The 20,844-nt window shown below is 42.8% G+C and carries 16 protein-coding genes; 14 read left to right on the top strand and 2 right to left on the bottom strand.

Features of this window, described 5'->3' with window-relative positions:
* Positions 1-332: 332 nt before the first annotated feature.
* Together LVD17_RS12740 and LVD17_RS12745 are read left to right on the top strand one after the other, a co-directional pair.
* Entirely contained in the window at positions 333-548 is a 216-nt protein-coding gene (locus LVD17_RS12740; RefSeq protein ID WP_155172838.1) for a helix-turn-helix transcriptional regulator, read from the top strand.
* A complete protein-coding gene (locus LVD17_RS12745; protein WP_233767287.1) occupies positions 545-820 on the top strand; it encodes a hypothetical protein in 276 nt (91 codons plus the stop codon). The genes LVD17_RS12740 and LVD17_RS12745 overlap by 4 nt, the downstream gene beginning before the upstream one ends.
* A 132-nt stretch (positions 821-952) precedes the next feature.
* On the opposite strand, the gene LVD17_RS12750 is transcribed toward LVD17_RS12745, so the two are convergent.
* A complete protein-coding gene (locus LVD17_RS12750; RefSeq protein WP_233767288.1) occupies positions 953-3,286 on the bottom strand; it encodes an AAA family ATPase in 2,334 nt (777 codons plus the stop codon).
* A gap of 577 nt (positions 3,287-3,863) precedes the next feature.
* Between LVD17_RS12750 and LVD17_RS12755 the strand changes: the two genes are divergently transcribed.
* The 3 genes from LVD17_RS12755 to LVD17_RS12765 all read left to right on the top strand — a co-directional run bounded on the left by LVD17_RS12755 (position 3,864) and on the right by LVD17_RS12765 (position 7,489).
* On the top strand, positions 3,864-4,448 hold the full coding sequence (locus tag LVD17_RS12755; RefSeq protein WP_233767290.1) for a Crp/Fnr family transcriptional regulator: 585 nt from the start codon (positions 3,864-3,866) through the stop codon (positions 4,446-4,448).
* 58 nt (positions 4,449-4,506) lie between these two features.
* Positions 4,507-5,397, top strand: a complete 891-nt coding sequence (locus tag LVD17_RS12760) for a cyclase family protein (protein WP_233767292.1) — start codon at positions 4,507-4,509, stop codon at positions 5,395-5,397.
* A 184-nt stretch (positions 5,398-5,581) separates the two neighbouring features.
* Positions 5,582-7,489, top strand: coding sequence for an adenylate/guanylate cyclase domain-containing protein (locus LVD17_RS12765; protein ID WP_233767294.1), 1,908 nt, complete (start codon positions 5,582-5,584; stop codon positions 7,487-7,489).
* A gap of 1,293 nt (positions 7,490-8,782) precedes the next feature.
* Here LVD17_RS12765 and LVD17_RS12770 read toward each other — a convergent pair.
* A complete protein-coding gene (locus LVD17_RS12770) occupies positions 8,783-11,176 on the bottom strand; it encodes an ABC transporter permease (protein WP_233767295.1) in 2,394 nt (797 codons plus the stop codon).
* 472 nt (positions 11,177-11,648) lie between these two features.
* Between LVD17_RS12770 and LVD17_RS12775 the strand changes: the two genes are divergently transcribed.
* From LVD17_RS12775 to acs, 9 genes are all read left to right on the top strand, one after another.
* Complete coding sequence (locus LVD17_RS12775; protein ID WP_233767297.1) at positions 11,649-12,068, top strand: IS1/IS1595 family N-terminal zinc-binding domain-containing protein; 420 nt, start codon at positions 11,649-11,651, stop codon at positions 12,066-12,068.
* Between the two features lie 128 nt (positions 12,069-12,196).
* Positions 12,197-13,465, top strand: a complete 1,269-nt coding sequence (locus LVD17_RS12780) for a porin (protein ID WP_233767299.1) — start codon at positions 12,197-12,199, stop codon at positions 13,463-13,465.
* Between the two features lie 11 nt (positions 13,466-13,476).
* Positions 13,477-13,737 carry a DUF4212 domain-containing protein gene (locus LVD17_RS12785; RefSeq protein ID WP_233767300.1) on the top strand — a complete coding sequence of 87 codons (261 nt, stop codon included), beginning with the start codon at positions 13,477-13,479 and terminating at the stop codon, positions 13,735-13,737.
* A 5-nt stretch (positions 13,738-13,742) separates the two neighbouring features.
* Positions 13,743-15,434 (top strand): sodium:solute symporter family protein, encoded by a 1,692-nt coding sequence (locus tag LVD17_RS12790; RefSeq protein WP_233767302.1) that lies wholly within the window; start codon positions 13,743-13,745, stop codon positions 15,432-15,434.
* Between the two features lie 10 nt (positions 15,435-15,444).
* Positions 15,445-15,630 carry a hypothetical protein gene (locus LVD17_RS12795; protein WP_233767304.1) on the top strand — a complete coding sequence of 62 codons (186 nt, stop codon included), beginning with the start codon at positions 15,445-15,447 and terminating at the stop codon, positions 15,628-15,630.
* Positions 15,631-15,633: 3 nt separating this feature from the next.
* Positions 15,634-15,846, top strand: a complete 213-nt coding sequence (locus LVD17_RS12800; protein ID WP_233767306.1) for a hypothetical protein — start codon at positions 15,634-15,636, stop codon at positions 15,844-15,846.
* Positions 15,836-18,574, top strand: coding sequence for an ATP-binding protein (locus tag LVD17_RS12805; protein WP_233767307.1), 2,739 nt, complete (start codon positions 15,836-15,838; stop codon positions 18,572-18,574). The genes LVD17_RS12800 and LVD17_RS12805 overlap by 11 nt, the downstream gene beginning before the upstream one ends.
* A complete protein-coding gene (locus LVD17_RS12810; protein WP_233767308.1) occupies positions 18,549-18,908 on the top strand; it encodes a response regulator transcription factor in 360 nt (119 codons plus the stop codon). Before LVD17_RS12805 ends, LVD17_RS12810 begins: the two co-directional genes overlap by 26 nt.
* Positions 18,909-18,929: 21 nt before the next feature.
* On the top strand, positions 18,930-20,825 hold the full coding sequence (gene acs, locus LVD17_RS12815) for an acetate--CoA ligase (protein ID WP_233767309.1): 1,896 nt from the start codon (positions 18,930-18,932) through the stop codon (positions 20,823-20,825).
* Positions 20,826-20,844: the final 19 nt, after the last annotated feature.

Consider the following 20,844-nt stretch of genomic DNA (forward strand, 5'->3'; position numbering starts at 1 on the left):
TATCTTTTAACTATCCAATTGATTCAATCTGGAAATTACCTGAATTAGGAGTTCGTTTTGATGCTTTATTAAACCCAGTAAATTGTGCATAGCATTCAGGTTATCAAGCTGTAAAGAAAGAAGCTGATTTACCTCCTCCTGAGAATATTTTCTGTCCATTTCAAAAAAATTAAATTAATTATTCAATACGTATTTTAGTATTAATGCAATTTAATACGAATCATAAGTTGTGTAATACGATTCAAATATAGCTTAATTATATGAATTATCAACAACATTGAAATGAACTAAATTTGACTGTATCGCTATTAAAATATAGTAATACGATTCAAATGACCTCTAAAAAGCAAATCAATAGAATACGAGTAGTCTTGGCTGAGCAAGACAGGACCAACAAATGGCTGGCTGAAAAAGTTAAGAAAAACAGAACGACTGTTTCTCGCTGGTGCACCAATGACATGCAACCTTCCCTTGAAACCCTTATCAAAATTGCCGCCGTACTGAATGTTGATGTCAGGGAGCTTTTATACCCTACAAAGCAAAAGTGATTTATCCAACTGACCTGAAAGGTAATTCGGCAGACACAGCGGTTGATGCCCGACAAGTATCAAAAATTCAAAAGTCTCTATTGCCCTCTCAGGCTGAATTTCTGGATTACATCATGTTTCATGGTGTTTCAGAGTTCTCAAAATCTTTGCGATTGATCCATGATCTGGCACTCTACCATTCTGATATACCTTTCAATGGGGAAGAAAAGTCTGCTCTTTTTGATTTAAAAATCTTGTGGGAAGTCTTTGACCGGATTGAGCTAGAGTCATAAAATTTAGGGAGGGCTGTTTTTTAGCAGTGCTCCATTTAACAGAGGTCAACACATTGTCGAATACTTGAGCGGACGCTCTAGTATATGCTGGGCCCGTAGCGTATCAGGGAAAGGTGCTATTATGGGTGTTGCTTATTCTTGTTCTGTCTCAATTTCAACACCTATGCTCAAAAGTAATGCTTCATATTGTTCGTTGTCTTTATCTTTTATTTTATCTAATATAAACTTAGCTGTTTTTTTCATTTCAGGTATGTCAATTGGTGTCATGCTTCTTTCAAATAGTCCTTCTAAATGAGAAAATTCATTATTTATTCTGTCAGTCATTGCTGAAGCCTGTCTATTGTCTCCAAAAAATTTTGTCAGCTTTTCAATTTGGTCTGTAGCATTTGGGTATTTATAATAAAGAAACGCTTCTAAAAATTTCCGTGTGTTGTTGGCAAAATTATAGAACAAATTGTGTCGCCTTTCATCATCTGCATCAGCTGTTGCACATAAATGAATTTGATGAAATAGAAAATTAAATTCAGTAACATACTCTTTTAAATATCGAGGCATAATACGTATTATACTATTTTCATTTTCTCTTGAAATTAAAAAGTATGCTGATTTATTTTTATTTAACGCACTCGGTAATCGCTTCAAGTATTTTAGAAAATCAAGATTGTGTGTAGAAATAAAAATTTGTTCGAATTCTTCCTTTGCTATAATTTCAGCATTGATAAGACTATAAACAAAAAAAATATGATTACTATCTAAACTTGAAATTGGATCGTCAATCCAAATAATTGGTTTACTGCCTTTTGTTTCAACGTCTTCTAGTTTAGCCATAAAATAGCAAAATGCTATTAAACTGCATTCCCCTTCACTTAAATGATGGGCTTTTTTCCCGTCTCTAACAATTTCAAATCGTATTTTTTTATCGGCTTCTTCTAACGCTTGTAAAGTTAGAAAGTCGTGACCAAAGAAGTTGTTTAGGTATTCATTTACTTTTAGTGCTCCTTTTTCTTCGTCATTCATTAAGCGTTCTTTATCTTCGATTTGTGCAATCTGTTGATGGATCTTTTGTTCTATTGCTTGTTTATTTCGACTTTCTTTATCGGAAGTCTCTTTTAAGTCTTGAATTCTTGCCTTCACATTTGTGAATTGTATTATTTTAACAAAGTCGCTTACTTCTCGTAATCTCAATAATTTTTTTGCTTCACTTTGTTCATTTTCTAATGAATTGCTATAATCATTCGCTTGAGTTCTAAAACTTTCAAAAATTATCCAACACCACTCAAGACGTTTGCTATTATCAATTATGTCAATATATGGGTTTGGATTAAGAAGGTCATTTTTTCTGCTTTCTAAGGCCTTCATAATTCGATTTAATTCGGATTTTATTCTATCAGAAATGTTGTTTCTTAGGACAATAAGCCTTTCTAAGTCTGAATGAAACTTTGAATAAAAAGTATCTTTATTAAACTGTAATTGAGTATCAACGTTATGTTTTATAGTTACTATTTCAGCAATCAACACTTCAATATCCTTTTCCAGTTTCTCAGATTCTTCATCAAAATGACTTTCAAGTTCTTTCCACCTCTCTTCTGATATATCATTACCACAAAAAGAACATTGTTCAAGCTTATCTTTGTGTAATGCTCGACCTTCTTTAACCCAACGATTTAAAATTGCATCTTTTAGAAGTTGTTCAATTTTGTTAGAGCTACTAATTGATTTGGTGACTAAGACTTTAGCCTTTGTATTTATGGTATATAAATCTAAATTCGGTTTAGCAATTGCTCTAATATCAGGATTCGCTCTTTCATACAGTAAGTTAGATTTTATTGTCACTTCATCATCTGTAAGAGGTTGAAATGAGCCTTTTAAAACAGATTCTATATCAATCGTAAGTTTTGCTTTTGTGTAGTTTTGGTCACCAAACCTCTCTGACCTGTATTTTATACCTGTGCTTCTATCCAGTGCTTTAGAAGTTAGTTGCTGTTCTAATTGATTGTTTTCAGCATGATAAGTTTGTAGCGCTGTACTTGCTATTGAAGCAGCATTTTTTAGTTCAAGATAAAATCCACTTTCCTCACCATCTTCATTATTCCCTAAGTCATCCCTAAGTTTGTGAATTTCACTTTCAATAGTTGCATTTCCTCCAATTATTGCAAATGGGGTAATACTATCATCTGAATTAACAATAAATCGAAGATTCTCTTTTACAAAATCCTCGTTAAATACCCTGATTTTCTTGCCGTACGTTGCTAAATTATCCTGTGTTGCATCTGCTAAGCCTTTAATGCAAACTTCAAATTGAGGATTTTCATATTTCTCGGAAATAATACCTGTTTCTAATGCCCTGACGATTCTTGATAAAGTCGTTTTGCCAGAATAATTACGTCCGTAAAGAATATTTATGGGTTTAAATAAAACCCTCGTCTCGAATATTTGTGTCCCAACTGAAGTTTTGAAAAACCGCAAGGTTATTTATTGACTTTAACTTTGTAATCATTGCATTATCAGATTATGGTGGCGATTTTTATCATTGCCTATAACAACCAAAAACACCGTCATCTATAGGATATACCCGCACTGCACGCATGTTTAAAACCCCTAATTACCACGTAACTTCCATTTACACAAAACTTTAAAACATTCAAAAACAAATAAACCACCTCCACTACCCCCACCCCAATAAACTTTCCCAACAGCACAAATTACTTTCCGAAAGACCATCAATCCGAAAATTTTGCACCATCTGCACTTTGGCAGTTTGTTCAAAATAGTGAATGGGCAGATAACATTTTGAGGCTCATGTGAGGGGTGGAAGTAGAAAACAGGGTTGATGGTGCGGAATGGAGCTTTACCATTATCAGCCGTTAGGTATTTTTACCTATAAAATTGAGTAAAAATACCTAATAGCAGCAAGTCAGTTTAATGGTCACACTCGTAAACAGAGTCTACTCTTAGTGCTTAAGCTGATGTGTTAGCGCATTAATATTATTACTGATGCTACTGTAAACTGCGATATTCTTACGCAAGTAAAGTACATTTGACCATGACCCAAAGTGAACTGAACTGGCAATTAAAGGAAGCCCTGCAAAACATCGTTGGCAACACGGCTGAGATCGATGCTTTCGTTAAAAGTCTGTCGGTCACGCAGGTGGCTAAATCCGATTTTCTGATCAAAGCGGGCGATAGGTGCCCGAATATCTATTTTGTAAATGAAGGGATCTTCCGTACGTTTCTGGAGGTTGAGGATCGGGAGATGAATACAGAGTTCTTCTTTGAAAACAGCTTTGCAGGGGCTTTTACAAGCTTTTTGCTGGAGACCCCAACTTCGCTCAACATCCAGGCGTTAGAGCCGGCCATGGTTACAGTTATTCCCAAAACGCTGCTGGAAGGGTATTGCAAAACCAACCCTTGCTGGTATGCTTTGGGCAAACATATTTTCGAACAGGAATTCATCAAAAAATGCCGGCGCGAAAGTGAGTTTCTACAGCTTTCCGCCAGGGAAAGGTACCTGAACCTGATCGATCAATACCCACAAGTAGAGGATCGCATTGCCGGGTATCACATTGCTTCTTTCCTGGGTATTCAAGCCGAATCCTTGAGCCGGATCAGGTCAGGGAAGCTGGCATAGATTAACATAGATCAATGACTATATTGCTTCACACAGCTTTACTTTAAACCAAAAAACGATGGACAAAAGAGTAAAATTTGATTTTGAATTTTTCTTCACCAATGGCGGCAGCATCAAAGGCGAAGATTTCAGGCTGGATATTGCTGGCAATGATATCAGTGACAAGGAACTGGCAGATTATATCATCGAAGATATGCGCCTGCTTATGGTGGGTGAAACCCGCATACTCAACAAGGAGATCATCACCGAACCTCACAAAAGAAAACCCATCGACCAAAACACAGGCAAGCCGCTACTCATCGACCTCAGCCATACCATCGAAGACGGGTTAGTGACTTACAAAGGCCTTCCCGCCCCGGTTATCTGCGACTACCTCAGCCGGGAGGCATCCAAAGATATCTATGAAGAAGGCACGGAATTCCAGATCGGTAAAATAGAAATGGTCTCAAACACCGGCACGTACATTGACTGTCCTTTTCACCGCTACGAACACGGCAAAGATCTTTCGGAAGTATCATTAGAAGCCTTCACTGACCTTGATGGCATAGTAATCAGGGTGCCGCACGACAAGTCAAAAGCCATAACCCGGGAGCACCTGCAAAACTATGAGGTGAGAAACCGGGCCGTGCTCATTCACACCGGCTGGGACAAGCACTGGAATACCGAAAGCTACTACGAATACAACCCCTACCTCACCCAGGAAGCCGCTGAATACCTGGTAAGCTGTAATGTAAAACTCGTTGGTATCGACTCTCTCAACATTGATGATACCCGCGGCAAAAGCCGACCTGTTCATACCGCTCTGTTGGGTGCAGAAATCCTGATCGTAGAACACCTTTGCAACCTGGAGTTGTTGCCGGATGATGGTTTTACCTTTAGCGCCATTCCTCCAAAGTTTAAAGGAGTGGGCACCTTCCCGGTGAGGGCAATGGCGAAGCTTAAGCGATAAGGGAAGTGATCGGATGGCTTTGGAGTCATCTGATCACTGCTGGTTTTGATATTATTCCCTATCGGAATATGGAATATGGTCAAAAGTTTTAATGTCAATTCGCGATTCGCGAATTGATCATTCGGTGAGATAAAATACTTTCCTCAGAACTAAACAGGCCTTTTCCTCGTAAAAAGTCTCTTACATGAAAGCCATCCTTACCCTGATCTGCCTTACCTTATCATTATCCCTTTTCGCTCAAAGGGACTCGCTGGAATCGGTATTATCAGGCCAATATGGAAAGGAAAAACTGATCACTTTGCACCTGCTAATAGAGCAACTGCACAACACAAATGATAAAAAGGAGCTTAAGTATGCGAGGGAGGCCAGTGATCTGGCCGAAAACATCATTCATAGCAACAACAGGCTCATAACCAAAGACGAACTTTACCTGAAGCCGGTCTCATACTACTACCTGGGACGGGCTTATTTTAAACGGGAGCAATACGCCAAAGCCAGGGAATACTTAGACAAAGTGCTGTCAGATATTGACCTGATAGACAACGAAAAAGCGGGGCAAACGCTGATTTATCTGGAAGAACTTGAGGATAAAACAGCCGAACGCTCAGCGGTAGGTGTCTTTCTTAAAAAGAGCCTGGACAATATGGACCTTAGTGGCAAGGTGTCATCCGTCACGGAAAACATGGGCCTTTCCACTACACTCAAACTGGCCCGTTACCATGAAAAAAACGAGAACTTCATCAAAGCTATTGAGCAATATGAAAAGGCCATCAACCTGTACAAAGACCAGGGTGACAGTGAAGAGGTTTACTTTTACATGAACCATGTGGCCTCTCTCTATGAAAAAAGTGGCCAGTACCAAACGGCTATCAACTATTACGAAAAGATCAATGACCAGGCAGGCATCAAAGAGGATACGCTGCAGGTGATGATGAACAAGAAACGCATCGCCCAACTGGAGACCATCGAAAAGGAAGTATCCAAGCTCTCTCCTTCTGCCCTGGATAAAAAAACGAACATTACCCACTTCGCTTCCCCCGAACTTCCGCAGGATAAATTCAAACGTCTGGCTGATCAAATGGAAGCTCAGAAGGATTTTAAAAAGTCGTTGGAGTACTATAAGGAGTATGTGGCCTTGCAACGGGCTTATGAAAAACAGCAACAGGAAAAGGAGCTGGCCCTGCTGGAGCAGATCAACTATAATGAGAACAAGGAACGGGAAATAAAGCTGCTGCAACAGGAAAAAGAGATCCAGCGCATGAGGCTTTCTGAAAACGAGGCTGCCATGGAGCAGGAGGCAGAGTTTCGCAATATGCTGATCATCGGTGCCTCACTATTGGCTGCATTGGCCATTGCGCTCTGGCTGATGTACAATATGAAACGCCGCAACCACAGACGCCTTCAAAGTGCTTACCATGACCTGGAAACCACCCAAAACCAGCTTTCCGAAGCCGAAAAGAATATCCGCAACCTCCTGGGACAGCAGGTATCCGGAGCGGTGGCCAATGCACTGATCACCACGGCAGAAAACGACAGGATCGACAAGCGGTTTGTCTGCGTTATGTTCCTGGACATCAGAAATTTTACTCCGTTTGTGGAGAACAAGACTCCGGAAGAGATCATCCAATTCCAAAATGATGTCTTCGGGTTCATGATTGATATCATAGAGCGGCATAATGGCGTGATCAACCAGTTGCTCGGGGATGGTTTCATGGCCACATTCGGCGCACCCGTTTCTACTGAACATGACTGCGACAATGCCTTTGAGTCGGCCAAAAGCATTATCAATGAACTGGAAAGCCGCGCTGCTCAAAACATCCTTCCTCCCATCAGGGTAGGCATTGGTTTACATGCCGGAGATGTGGTAGTTGGCAATGTGGGCAACGCCCGCCGTAAGCAATATTCCATTACCGGTAACCCGGTTATCACCGCCGCAAGAATAGAGCAGCTCACCAAAGAGTTTGGCGTGCAGCTTCTGGTTTCCCGCGAAGTGTATGAAAACCTCACCTCCAAACCCGATGTACTTCCTGATTTCAAGGCTGTCCATATCAAAGGCCGGTTTGAGCCTGTGGAGACGTGGAGTGTGATTTAGTTGTTGGTGATCGGTTGGAAGACGGAAGACCGAAGTCGGAAGACCGGAGTCAGGAGTCTGGAGCCGGAAGACGGAAGCGTTTGGTAGGTGGTGAACCAGTGAATGGTGAACGGGTTTGTAAAGAATTAGAATTTTGAATGTTTCTACAACACTACTATCCCCTTGAGGGGATTATAGGGGAGTTTAAAGCGATAAACGGAGAACAGGTAGATCAATTTAAAGAGATAATCTCCTTTATCAAGGTAGGAAAAGATCTACTTCCCAGTGGAGTCTCTCTCAGAGGACTCTACGGCATTCGGAGGTATAATCTTTAATTATGGCAGGCGACCATTACCGGGAGAGGCAATGCTCAGAAAGGTATCAACCTCAGCTTTAAGGCCATTACCTTCAGCCATTGTTACCGACCAGTAAAGCTTTACCAAACTTTCAAAGTTTAGTAAAGCCGCAATTTAGCTCTGTACACTATCATTAAATTTATCAACCAAATACTTCCCAGTAGAGTCTCTCTCAGAGGACTCTACGGCATTCGGAGGTACAATCTTTAATTATGGCAGGCGACCATTACCGGGAGAGGCGATGCTCAGAAAGGTATCAACCTCAGCTTTAAGGCCATTACCTTCAGCCGTTGTTACCGACCAGTAAAGCTTTACCAAACTTTCAAAGTTTAGTAAAGCCGCAATTTAGCTCTGTACACTATCATTAAATTTATCAACCAAATACTTCCCAGTAGAGTCTCTCTCAGAGGACTCTACGGCATTCGGAGGTATAATCTTTAATTATGGCAGGCGACCATTACCGGGAGAGGCAATGCTCAGAAAGGTATCAACCTTTGTTTTAAGGCCATTACCCTCAGCCATTGTTACCGACCAGTAAAGCTTTACCAAACTTTCAAAGTTTAGTAAAGCCGCAATTTAGCTCTGTACACTATCATTAAATTTATCAACCAAATACTTCCCAGTAGAGTCTCTCTCAGAGGACTCTACGGCATTCGGAGGTACAATCTTTAATTATGGCAGGCGACCATTACCGGGAGAGGCAATGCTCAGAAAGGTATCAACCTTTGTTTTAAGGCTATTACCCTCAGCCATTGTTACCGACCAGTAAAGCTTTACCAAACTTTCAAAGTTTAGTAAAGCCGCAATTTAGCTCTGTAAGCAGCGATTAAATGTATCAACCAAAAAAGTGCGTATTTGCTGTATCCTGCTACTTGAGAAGGCATTGTGATATAAATAAAAAATAATGATGCTGCCCACCGAGGCAGCATCAAAATAATCATCCGTATAGTAATTTCTCCTACTCGCTCCTCAGTGATTTCACCGGGTTTACCATGGCGGCCACTATAGATTGGTAGCTCACCGTAAGCAGGCCTATACCCAGGGCAATGGCTCCTGAAAGCAGGAAAATGGCTATATTCTCAAAGGCAAACAGGTCGATCCTGTACTGAAAATCACCCAGCCAGCTTTTGATGGCGAAGAAGGCCACGGGCCAGGCTACTACCATAGCAAGAATGATCAGCAGTACAAATTCTTTGGAAAGCAACTGCACGATCTGGGAAATGCTTGATCCCATCACTTTTCGTACCCCGATTTCTTTTGTGCGTTGCTCTGCCATGTATGCAGAAAGGCCAAAGAGCCCCAGACAGGCAATAAAAATAGCCAGCCAGGTAAAGCCGGTAATTAACTCGGAGAAGTTTTCATCATTCTTGAAGAGGTTATCAAATTCTTCATCAAAGAACTGATACTCAAAAGGGTACTGGGCATAAGTAGTACTCCATTCTTTCTCAATGGTATTCATAGCTTCCCTCACATCACCCTTGATCCTAACAGAGAGGTTGCTATTGGCATTGGGGTTATAAAACATGATCAGCGGCTCTATGCTATGTTTCATAGAAGCAAAATGAAAGTTTTTGACCACTCCTATGATGGTTCTTTCCGAATTATTGCCAAACCTAAGCTTTTTACCTATTGGGTCTTCCCAGCCAATCTGCTCTATCAATGCTTCGTTGACGATAATGGCTTCCTGCTGGTCAGTGCCTGACTCCGGGGAATAATTACGTCCTTCTACTACCGACATTCCCATTACATTAAGGTAATGCTCGTCAAACGAAAGGGCACTTACTATCCAGTTTTGCTCATCATCAGCAGCGCCTTCGGGAGTAATGCCAGTACGCCCGAAAGTTCTGCCGGGCATATTGGATGACGTGCTTACCGCCTCCACATTATCGAACTGCATTAACCGCTCCCTGAACGCAGGCATACTCTGCTCCATGCCGGGGTCATTCATCTGAAAATTGACAATTTGCTCTTTGTCAAATCCCAGGCTCTTGTTTTTAATAAATTGTAATTGCTGGTAGATCAATAAGGTGCCTATGATCATGGTAATGGAAGCTGCAAACTGTGCTACAACCAGCACTTTTCTTAAAAGAATGCCACTCCTGCTGGTTTGAAACCGCCCTCTCAAGATTTTCACGGGCTCAAATTTCGAAAGCACAAAAGCGGGGTAGAGGCCGGCCAAAATGCCAATGGCTAAAGTAGCTCCTGCTATGGTCAGATAAACATCGGGTCTGCCGAAAATAAAGTCTGTGAGGCTCGTGTTAATGTTCAGGTCAATATACGGGGCCAACAGTAGCACAAGCAAAACGGCCAATACTGCGGCCATTGAGCAGATGAGCAAAGACTCGCCCAGGTGCTGCCAGATAAGATTGTACCTGAAAGCCCCAAGTACCTTTCGTACACCAACTTCTTTTGCGCGGGAAGACGACTGAGCTGTAGCCAGGTTCATAAAGTTAAATGCCGCTATAAGCAGTACGAAAAAGGCCACTGCGGATAATGAATAAACATAGGTGATATCTCCTTTGGCCTCGTTGTAGCCATCAAACAAAATGCCCGAGGAGTCAAGGTGAACATCTTCCAGCGGCTGTAGTTGGGGAACCCAAAACTCCGGTGCATCATTTTTCAGTGCCAGGTCTTTTAGTTTGGCTTCAACTGTTTCTTCGGAAGAAGCGTCATTGAGTACCGCATAACCAACCATACCCAGGCCTTGCCATGAATCGAGGTACTGCGCGAGGCTGCTGTCGGCCAGTGAAGGATAGAGTGAGAGCAGCAAATCCAGCTTCAAATGGCTGTTTTGCCTGTTATCTTCCATAAGACCGACCACCTCCCAGTCCTGGTCATTGATTTGGAGTACCTTGCCCAAAGCCGCCTCATCACCAAATATCTTCTTCGACATAGCCTGCGTAAGGATGGCTTTTCTTGGTTCTTTAAATGCTTCTGCGGCAGCGGGGTCTAAAAGCTTATAATCAAATATTTCAAAGAATGATGATTCTACGGATTTAGCATCTTCCGTGTAGACGAAATCATCTCCCACTTCCACACGAAGCCTGCCCTGAGTAAGAATACGGGTCGTGTTTTCAATCTCTGGTATCTCCTTTTTGGCTGCGGCAGGCATTACCGGTTCGGTGATCCCGACATTGTTGCTGGTAACCCCAAGGGCTTCGTCAATGGTATAAAACCTGAATATCCTGTCTGATTTGGAATGGAAATCATCGTAGCTCAGCTCATTTTTCACATAGATGAAAATGACCAGGCAACAAGCCATACCTATGGCCAATCCGATAACATTAATAAATGTAAATACTTTGCTCTTGCGCAGAGAGCGCAAAGCCGTGAGAAAATAATTTTTAAACATTGCGTGTTGTTTTTTGAGTTTTGACTATGACTATTTACATCAAAATCAAGTAAGTGACAAAGCAAATTATGTAAACGGCTAAAGGTATTTAAGGCTGGTGATTAATATAAAACGAGGTCAGTAGTTCTGTTTTCTGAAGTCTTTAACAAATAATCTGGATCAGAAGGTTGCACGGAATCAAGCTCCGGTGAGATTGTATAAACCAGATCACCATTTACTGTTAACTGATCATCAGGGCCTTTTAAAGTTCAGGGCAGATGTCCCTCACAAAGGAAGTACAATACGGGGCAGAGGTTTAATTGGGGGAAGTATTTAGCTTGTCAAATCCGAAATAAAGTTGGTTCAGGACATCCTGGGACTGAGGCCATTCGCTTTTTATAGTTTATCATTACACCGTTTACTTTTGAAGACGATTCTGGCAAAAACTTAATTTCTTGCTAAATAAATATATTTATGCTAACTTGATATAGTTATGCATATCCCGCAATGTCCCAAATGTGGATCGCAAAAGATCATCAAAAGTGGTGTGGTAAATAACCGCCAGCGCTTCCATTGTAAAAAATGCTCTTACTACTTTACTATCAATAAATTAGGGAAGAAAATTGACGATTACTATGTCATCAAGGCATTGCAGTTGTACCTGGAAGGGGTCAGTCTCAGAGAGATAGAGAGGTTGCTTGGGGTCAGCCACGTCTCTGTAATGAATTGGGTCAGAAAGTATAATATCAAGGCTCCGGAACGCTATGACTATAGGCCTGCCTACCAGATACTTAACCATCAGGAACTACAGGAATTTATCTCCAAACCGTCTAATATAGGAGGTTCTGGCATGTTAATTACAGAGCTTGGAGATAAATTTATGCTTATTAAATGGGAGCGTTTTAAAGATTAACTATAGTAGTTACCAAAACTATATTCCTTTTTACAGTTTTACCCGTAAAAATTCCAAAATTAATCTTCAATGAAATTTTAGACGGCCGTCTTTAACCCTTACTAAAAACGAAACTAAAATTTCACCCTATGAAGAAGATTAATGACCTAACCTTCTGGTGGATGCTATTATCCTTACTCTTACCAGTAATAGCATATGCTCAGGAAGAAGAGAAAAATGAAACAGACCACTCCTATAAACCCATGACGCTTAAGCTGGATGAGAGTGGTCAAAAGTACATCAGGTTCATCACCTGGCATCAGATATGGGCCGAAGATGGAAACCTTGATGATGACAGTCAGGGTTTTACCATGAGAATAAGGAGATCACGTTTCCTGGCCTATGCACAAATTTCTCCAAGATTTCTTATTCTGACCCATTTTGGGCTTAACTCGCTTACCGGAAGCAATGCTGACCCCATCGGTGACTCACGGGCCAGTGACGGACCACAACTATTTTTGCATGGTGCCTGGACGGAATTTAAAGTTTCCACAAACGAATCGCTGTATGTGGGAGCAGGCCTGCACTACTGGAACGGACTGAGCAGACTTACCAGTGCGAGTACGCTAAACTTTATGACTCTGGACAACTATCGTCAGGCCTGGGCTCAGCTTGGTCTTTCCGATCAGTTTGCACGGCACCTGGGAGTTTATGCAAAAGGCCGGTTTGGCGCATTAAACTATTCCGTAGCCGTCAATGAGCCTATTGTAAATGCCCTGGGGTCTACAACAGAGCCTGCACCTAACACCATCACCTATTCGGGAAGGCAGCTGCTGGGTAAAGATGCCGGCATGATCGTCACTGGTTATTTTGACTATCAGTTTCTCGACCAGGAGTCTAACAAGCTTCCCTACCGTGTAGGCTCTTATCTGGGTAAGAAAACCGTCTTCAATATAGGGGCGGGATTTTTCAACCACACCGATGGTACCGTAACTGCCGATGCGTCAGGTAACCTCTCTGGTAATGATGTAACGCACTTTTCGGTCGATGCATTTTACGATGCTCCTCTTGGAGAAGGTGCTATCAATGCCTATGCCGCCTATTACAATTTTGATTATGGTGAAAATTATAATCTCGGTACTACCTATGGTACCGGGTCATCGGTATATGCTCATGCAGGCTATCTTTTTCCGGAATTTTCGGAAAAATTCAGATTAATGCCTTATTTGGCCTATAGTACTCGTGATTTTGAAGCTTTCGAAGAGGCAGGGAATACTTTCCAGCTGGGAGCTAATTTTTTCCTCAATGGTCATAGCGCCAAAATCACTCTTGAATATAGTTCTACATTATCAAATTATACCGGAGCCGAGCCGGACCGGATAAATGGCCTCGTGCTCCAAACTCATATTTTCCTCTAAAATTTAAACCTATGAACAAAGAAAAAATGAAAGCGTATTGGCAGCGCAACCTTCTTTACCTTGTGGTGCTGCTAATTATCTGGTTTTTAGTTTCCTACGGGGCAGGAATTTTATTCGCCGATGCATTAAACAGTATCAGGATTGGCGGCTTTCCTCTTGGCTTCTGGTTTGCCCAGCAAGGCTCCATTTATGTGTTTGTCATCTTGATATTTGTGTATGTATCGCTGATGAACAAACTGGATAAAAAGTTTGATGTAGACGAAAAAGAATAATAATCATGGATGTACAAACCTGGACATATATTATCGTGGGGACAACCTTCGCGATTTACATTGGAATAGCAATCTGGTCAAGGGCCGGTTCTACCAAAGATTTTTACGTTGCCGGTGGCGGTGTACCTCCATTGGCTAATGGTATGGCTACAGCAGCAGACTGGATGTCGGCGGCCTCATTTATATCTATGGCAGGTATTATTTCCTTTGCCGGTTATGATGGAGCCGTTTACCTCATGGGCTGGACGGGAGGCTACGTGCTCCTGGCCTTGTTGCTGGCCCCGTATTTAAGGAAGTTCGGAAAATTTACCGTACCTGATTTTATAGGTGACCGGTATTATTCCAATACAGCCAGAACAGTGGCAGTAGTGTGCGCACTCTTCGTTTCATTTACCTATGTAGCCGGACAAATGAGAGGAGTTGGTGTTGTGTTTAGCCGCTTCCTTGAGGTTGATATTAATAACGGTGTTTATATTGGTATGTTCATCGTGTTCATATATGCCGTGCTGGGCGGGATGAAGGGCATTACTTATACTCAGGTAGCACAATACGTCATTCTCATCTTTGCCTTTATGGTGCCGGCTATCTTTATTTCCATCCAGCTTACCAATAACCCTATACCACAATTGGGTTTTGGAGGTACCATCAATGGCAGTGAAACCTACTTGCTTGACAAATTGAACGGTCTGCATGAGGAACTCGGATTTGCAGCTTACACTGATGGAAGCAAAGCTCTGATAGATGTTTTTTTTATAACATTTGCCCTTATGGTAGGTACTGCAGGGCTGCCTCATGTAATTGTGAGATTCTTTACCGTGCCTAAAGTGAGTGACGCAAGAATCTCGGCAGGGTATGCATTAGTATTTATTGCTATTTTATACACTACAGCACCTGCAGTGGCAGCCTTTGCCCGCACTAACCTGATCCAGACCGTAAGCAATGAAAAATATGCTTCTATGCCAGGTTGGTTTAGTAACTGGGAAAAGACCGGCCTGCTGACTTTTACAGATAAGAATGAGGATGGTGTAATACAGTATGTGGCTGATGCTGAGAAAAACGAGCTTGTAATAGACAGAGACATTATGGTACTGGCTAACCCTGAAATAGCCAACCTGCCCAACTGGGTGGTGGCTCTGGTAGCAGCCGGAGGACTGGCAGCAGCCTTATCAACTGCAGCGGGCTTGCTGCTGGTAATATCGACTTCCGTCTCTCATGACCTGATAAAGAAACAATTTGCACCGGACATCTCGGATTCGAACGAGCTGTGGGTAGCACGTGGTTCTGCCGTGGTGGCAGTGGTTATTGCCGGCTATTTCGGTATCAATCCCCCGGGCTTTGTGGCAGCGGTGGTGGCGCTGGCATTTGGGTTGGCGGCAGCTTCCTTCTTCCCGGCCATTATCCTTGGCATATTCTATCAGCGGATGAACAAGGAAGGCGCCATTGCAGGTATGATCTCCGGATTGGGAATTACCCTATTGTACATGCTGATCTTTAAATTTAACCTGTTCGGTGACACCACGTCTGCCGACTGGTGGTTTGGCGTATCTCCTGAAGGTTTTGGTACCATAGGTATGCTGGTAAATTTTGCTGTATCCATTACCGTTAGCAGCCTGACCAAGGCTCCACCTCAGGAGGTGCAGGAACTTGTAGACCATATAAGGTTCCCCAGGGGTGCAGGAGAGGCCCAGAACCATTAATTGACGGATCATGAGACTCAACAAAAATATATCCATACTTTTCATTAGTATTTACGGAACCCTTACCTTGATAGGCAGATTCTATTTTGAATCTGCCTACAATGTGGGCTTTATGGCCTCCATCGGGCTGGGAATTTTTTCACTGGCATTGCTATGGGGCCTGTTTAAGATCGGGTTTCTTACTTTAAAGGAGTAATACATGAAGGGAAAAGCAGCATCGGTACTTGTTATCATGTTTGTATTATTTTTTCTATTGTTCCACTACCCATTGATAGAAATATTTAATACCCGGCAGGCCGTCTCAGGAGTGCCGATGCTACTTTTTTATTTTCTCATCGTCTGGTTGTTACTTATAATTGTTTCGTTCAGGGTAAGCACGAAATACCTCAGAGATAAGGAAGATGGAGATTAAGTGGCTGGTAATTATACTATCATTCATGTACCTTGTTCTGCTGTTTTTAATAGCTGCCTGGGCGGAAAAAAATGCAGAGAAGAGGTGGCTAAAGTCTCCTTACATCTATGCATTGTCGCTGGCCGTATATTGCACAGCCTGGACTTATTATGGTAGCGTAGGGCGTGCGTCCAACCAGGGACTGGATTTTCTCACCACTTATGTAGGCCCAATTTTGCTTGCTCCGGTTTTCTGGATCATTCTGAGAAAGATCATCAGGATCAGTAAAATACACCGCATTACCAACCTGGCTGATTTTATTACTTCCCGGTATGGAAAAAGAGCTTCCTTAGGCGCATTTGTAACTATATTCTGCCTTTTAGGTGTATTGCCTTACATATCAATACAGATCAAAGCCATTTCAAACAGCTTTGCCATATTAGCCAACGAGCAAATGGCTCATAGTGTATCACTGTGGTTTTTTCAGGATACTGCCTTCTACATTACCATAGCGCTGGCAGCCTTTACCATTATTTTCGGGGTGAGGAACATTGATGCCAATCAGAAAAATATTGGTCTGATCACCACCATAGCCTTTGAGTCTACCTTTAAGCTGGTGGCTTTTCTGGCTGTAGGTATTTTTGTTACCTATGGTATATTTGATGGCTTTGAGGATGTATTTACTGCTGCTGCTACTTTGCCGGATTATGATCAGCTAACCACTATTAACCAGAGCGAATATGGTGACTGGATGTGGCTGAATATGTTATCGGCTATGGCTTTTCTCTTTTTGCCGCGACAGTTTCATGTGGCAGTTAAGGAAAACAGGGATGAAAGTCACCTAAGAAAAACCATGTGGCTTTTCCCTCTTTACCTGCTGTTTATCAACCTGTTTGTGCTACCCATTGCCCTGGGAGGTAAAATGATATTTGCAGGGCAGTCCATTGATGCCGATACCTATGTGCTGGCCATTCCGCTGGCTTATGATCAGCAATTTCTGGCCATTTTTATTTACCTCGGAGGGTTCTCAGCTGCCACCAGCATGATCATCGTTTCCACTTCGGCATTGAGCATCATGATCAGTAACCACATTATTACCCCTACGATTATCAAAAGCAGGAGGTTGTCCCGGTCATTTGAGGGTAAACTAAACCTTGTGGTACTGAGAGGAAGGCAATACATGATCTTGTTGATGCTACTGCTGGCCTACCTGTATTTTAAGTATGTTGGTGAGCAGTTCTCCCTCGTATCCATTGGGTTGATCTCATTTGTGGCCGTGGCCCAGTTTACCCCGGCCATTCTTGGAGGCATATTTTGGAAAGCCGGCAATAGCAAAGGGGCGTTCAGCGGCCTGATTGTGGGTTTTGTAATCTGGTTTTATACCCTGGTAATACCTACTATAGTTAATACAGGAGTTGTGCCGCCCGACTTTGTTGTTAAAGGTATTTTTGGTCTTCAGTGGCTCAGTCCGCAGGATTTCCTTGGGTTATCATCCATGAGCTACATTGTAAGAGGGCTGTTTTGGAGTCTTATGTTCAACCTGTTCACCTACCTGATTGTGTCAGCGACCACCAAAAGGACTTCCCAGGAGATCAATCAGGCTGAGATATTTGTCGATATCTTTAAGTACTCCTCCTCCTATGAGAGTTCAGTGGTCTGGAAAGGAAAGGCCTTCCTGGCAGATATCAAAAACCTGCTGGCCCAGTTTCTGGGGATCGAACGTACCGAAAGGGCCTTCAAGCGGTTCATGTTCAGAAATGATATCAATGAAGAGCTGCTGGAAGCCGATTACAGAACGGTTAACTACGCTGAAAACCTGCTTTCAGGAGTGGTTGGTTCTACCTCAGCCCGTGTTTTGATCTCTTCCGTGGTAAAGGAAGAAAAAGCGGTGGACATATCGGAAGTGTTTAGCATACTCAGAGAATCTCAGCAATATATTTCTGACAATAAGGAACTTACCATAAAGTCACGGCAATTGCAGGAGGCTACGGAAAAGCTCAGGGAGGCCAACGAAAAGCTCAGACAGTTAGATCAGTTGAAAGATGAGTTCATTTCCACTGTAACCCATGAAATGCGCACGCCCATCACTTCTATCAGGGCTTTGTCAGAGATACTCCATGATAACAGTGACCTTGACCAGGAAGAGCGCAGCCAGTTCCTCTCCATCATTGTAGAGGAGACCCAGCGCATGGAAAGGCTGATCAATCAGGTACTGGATCTGGAAAAAATGGAGAGCGGACAGCTGGAGTTGTCCCTTTCCACACTAAGTCTTAATGATGTAGTCAAAGAATCTTTAAATTCGATCCAGCAGCTCATCCTTGGACGAAGAATTGTCTTAAAGACTGAACTACAGGCTGAACTGCCACTAATCAAAGGAAACAAAGACAGATTGATCCAGGTTATTCTTAACCTGGTATCAAATGCAATCAAGTTTTGTGACCAGGAAGCCGGAGAAATTACTATTTTAACGAGTGAAGATGGCGGATCGGTTGAGTTAGCGGTAATGGATAACGGCCCCGGAGTAACTGAAGAAAGTAAAGAGCTCATTTTCCAGGCCTTTTATCAGGATAAAAACCAGACACTGAAAAAACAAGAGGGTAGTGGTCTTGGCTTAACCATCTGTCAGAAAATAATTGAAAAACACGATGGTAAAATATGGGTAAAAAACGACGGGCTGCACGGAGCCGTATTTACCTTTAAAATACCAGGAATAATGCAGTTAGATGAAGAAAGTACTAATAGTGGATGACGAGCCAAATATCATTATGTCATTGGAGTTTTTGATGAAAAAGAACGGTTATGAGGTATTTATAGCGAGAGACGGCGCAGAAGCCCTTGTAATTGTTGACCAGGAGGAACCGGACATAGTGGTGCTGGATATTATGATGCCTCAGGTAGATGGCTATGAGGTATGCAGTTATATTAAAAATAAAAAACAGCCTGGAGCCAAAGTGATATTTTTATCTGCCAAGGGCAAGGAAAAGGATGTCTTGAAAGGATACGAATCCGGTGCGGATTTCTATATGACCAAACCCTTTTCTACCAAAAAACTGGTGGATAAAGTCAATGAACTGGCAGGCTGAATAAATTAAAATTTTCAAATTATGAGCAATAAGATACAAACCCTCAGCGGATATATTCACGAATATGCTAAAAGTGTGCAAGACCCTGAGCACTTCTGGTCTCGCATAGCAGACTCTTTTCACTGGCAAAAAAGATGGGACAGCATAGTTGAGTGGAATTTCAAAGGTCCGGATGTAAAGTGGTTTACCAATGCCAAACTCAACATTACAGAAAACATTTTCGAGCGCCACCTCTATACCCTTGGAGACAAGCCGGCCATTATCTGGGAACCCAACAATCCTGATGAGGAGGTGAGAACAATCACTTACAAAGAACTGTTCGCGCAGGTCTGTCAGTTTGCTAATGTGCTCAAAGCCAGAGGAGTAGAAAAAGGTGACCGGGTGATCATTTATATGCCGATGGTGCCAGAAGCAGCCGTGGCCATGTTGGCGTGTGCGAGGATCGGAGCGGTACACTCTGTAGTTTTTGCCGGCTTTTCAGCTACCTCCCTTGCCGACCGTATCAGTGATTGTAAAGCCAAAATGGTGCTGACCTCTGATGGCAATTTCAGAGGGGCAAAAAAAATAGCTGTAAAAGAAGTGGTTGATGAAGCCGTAGAGCGAACCGAAAGTATTGAAAAGGTGATAGTGCTCAGGAGAACAGGACAGGATGTGAACATGAAATCAGGCAGGGATATCTGGTGGCATGAGGCAGTTGAAGGAGTGAGTACAGAGAATAAAGCAGAAATTGTAGATTCGGAGGATATGCTTTTCATCCTCTACACCTCAGGGTCTACGGGCAAGCCCAAAGGAGTGGTACATACCTGTGGAGGATATATGGTTTATACTACCTACACCTTCCAGAATGTTTTTCAATACTCCCAGGGAGATGTTTACTGGTGTACCGCTGATGTCGGCTGGATAACCGGCCATAGCTATATCGTCTATGGACCGTTGCTGGCGGGAGCCACCACTTTAATGTTTGAAGGCGTGCCCACCTATCCTGATGCCGGGCGCTTCTGGGCCATTTGTGATAAGCACAAAGTGAACCAGTTTTACACTGCTCCTACGGCCATCAGGGCATTGCAGGCCTATGGTACAGAACCCATCGAACCTTATAAGCTGGATTCTTTGAGAGTAATAGGTACTGTGGGTGAGCCTATCAATGAAGAAGCCTGGCACTGGTACCATGATCACATAGGTAAAGGTAAATGCCCGATCGTCGACACCTGGTGGCAAACGGAGACTGGTGGTATTATGATTTCACCCATAGCCGGTGTTACGCCTACAAAACCATCCTACGCCACGCTACCTTTACCGGGCATCCAACTGGCTATCCTTGATAACGATGGCAAGGAACTCACCGGCAACAGTGTGGAAGGGAACCTATGCATTAAATTTCCATGGCCATCCATGCTAAGGACTACCTATGGGGATCATGAAAGGTGCAGACAAACTTATTTTTCATCATTTAAGGGCTACTACTTCACCGGTGATGGCGTGAAGCGCGATGAGGACGGCTACTACAGGATCTTAGGCCGTGTAGACGATGTGATCAACGTTTCAGGCCACAGAATGGGAACCGCCGAAGTAGAAAATGCAATCAACGAACACCCTAAAGTGATCGAGTCTGCAGTTGTCGGGTACCCGCATGATATTAAAGGGCAGGGTATTTATGCCTACGTGATCTGCGACATGGAAGGCCGCTCCGAGGCTAACCTTATCGAGGAGATCAGGCAGACCGTAACCAAAATTATCGGGCCTATTGCGAAACCCGATAAAATACAGATTGTGCCGGGACTTCCCAAAACGCGTTCAGGTAAGATCATGCGCAGGATATTGCGAAAAATTGCCACGGGTGAAACAGCCAATATGGGCGATACCTCAACATTGCTCAACCCTGAGATTGTAGAAGAGATTATCGAAGGTGCCCGGTAAGTATTGAGGGTTAAAATCC

Source organism: Fulvivirga ulvae, from assembly GCF_021389975.1.
GTDB lineage: Bacteria > Bacteroidota > Bacteroidia > Cytophagales > Cyclobacteriaceae > Fulvivirga > Fulvivirga ulvae.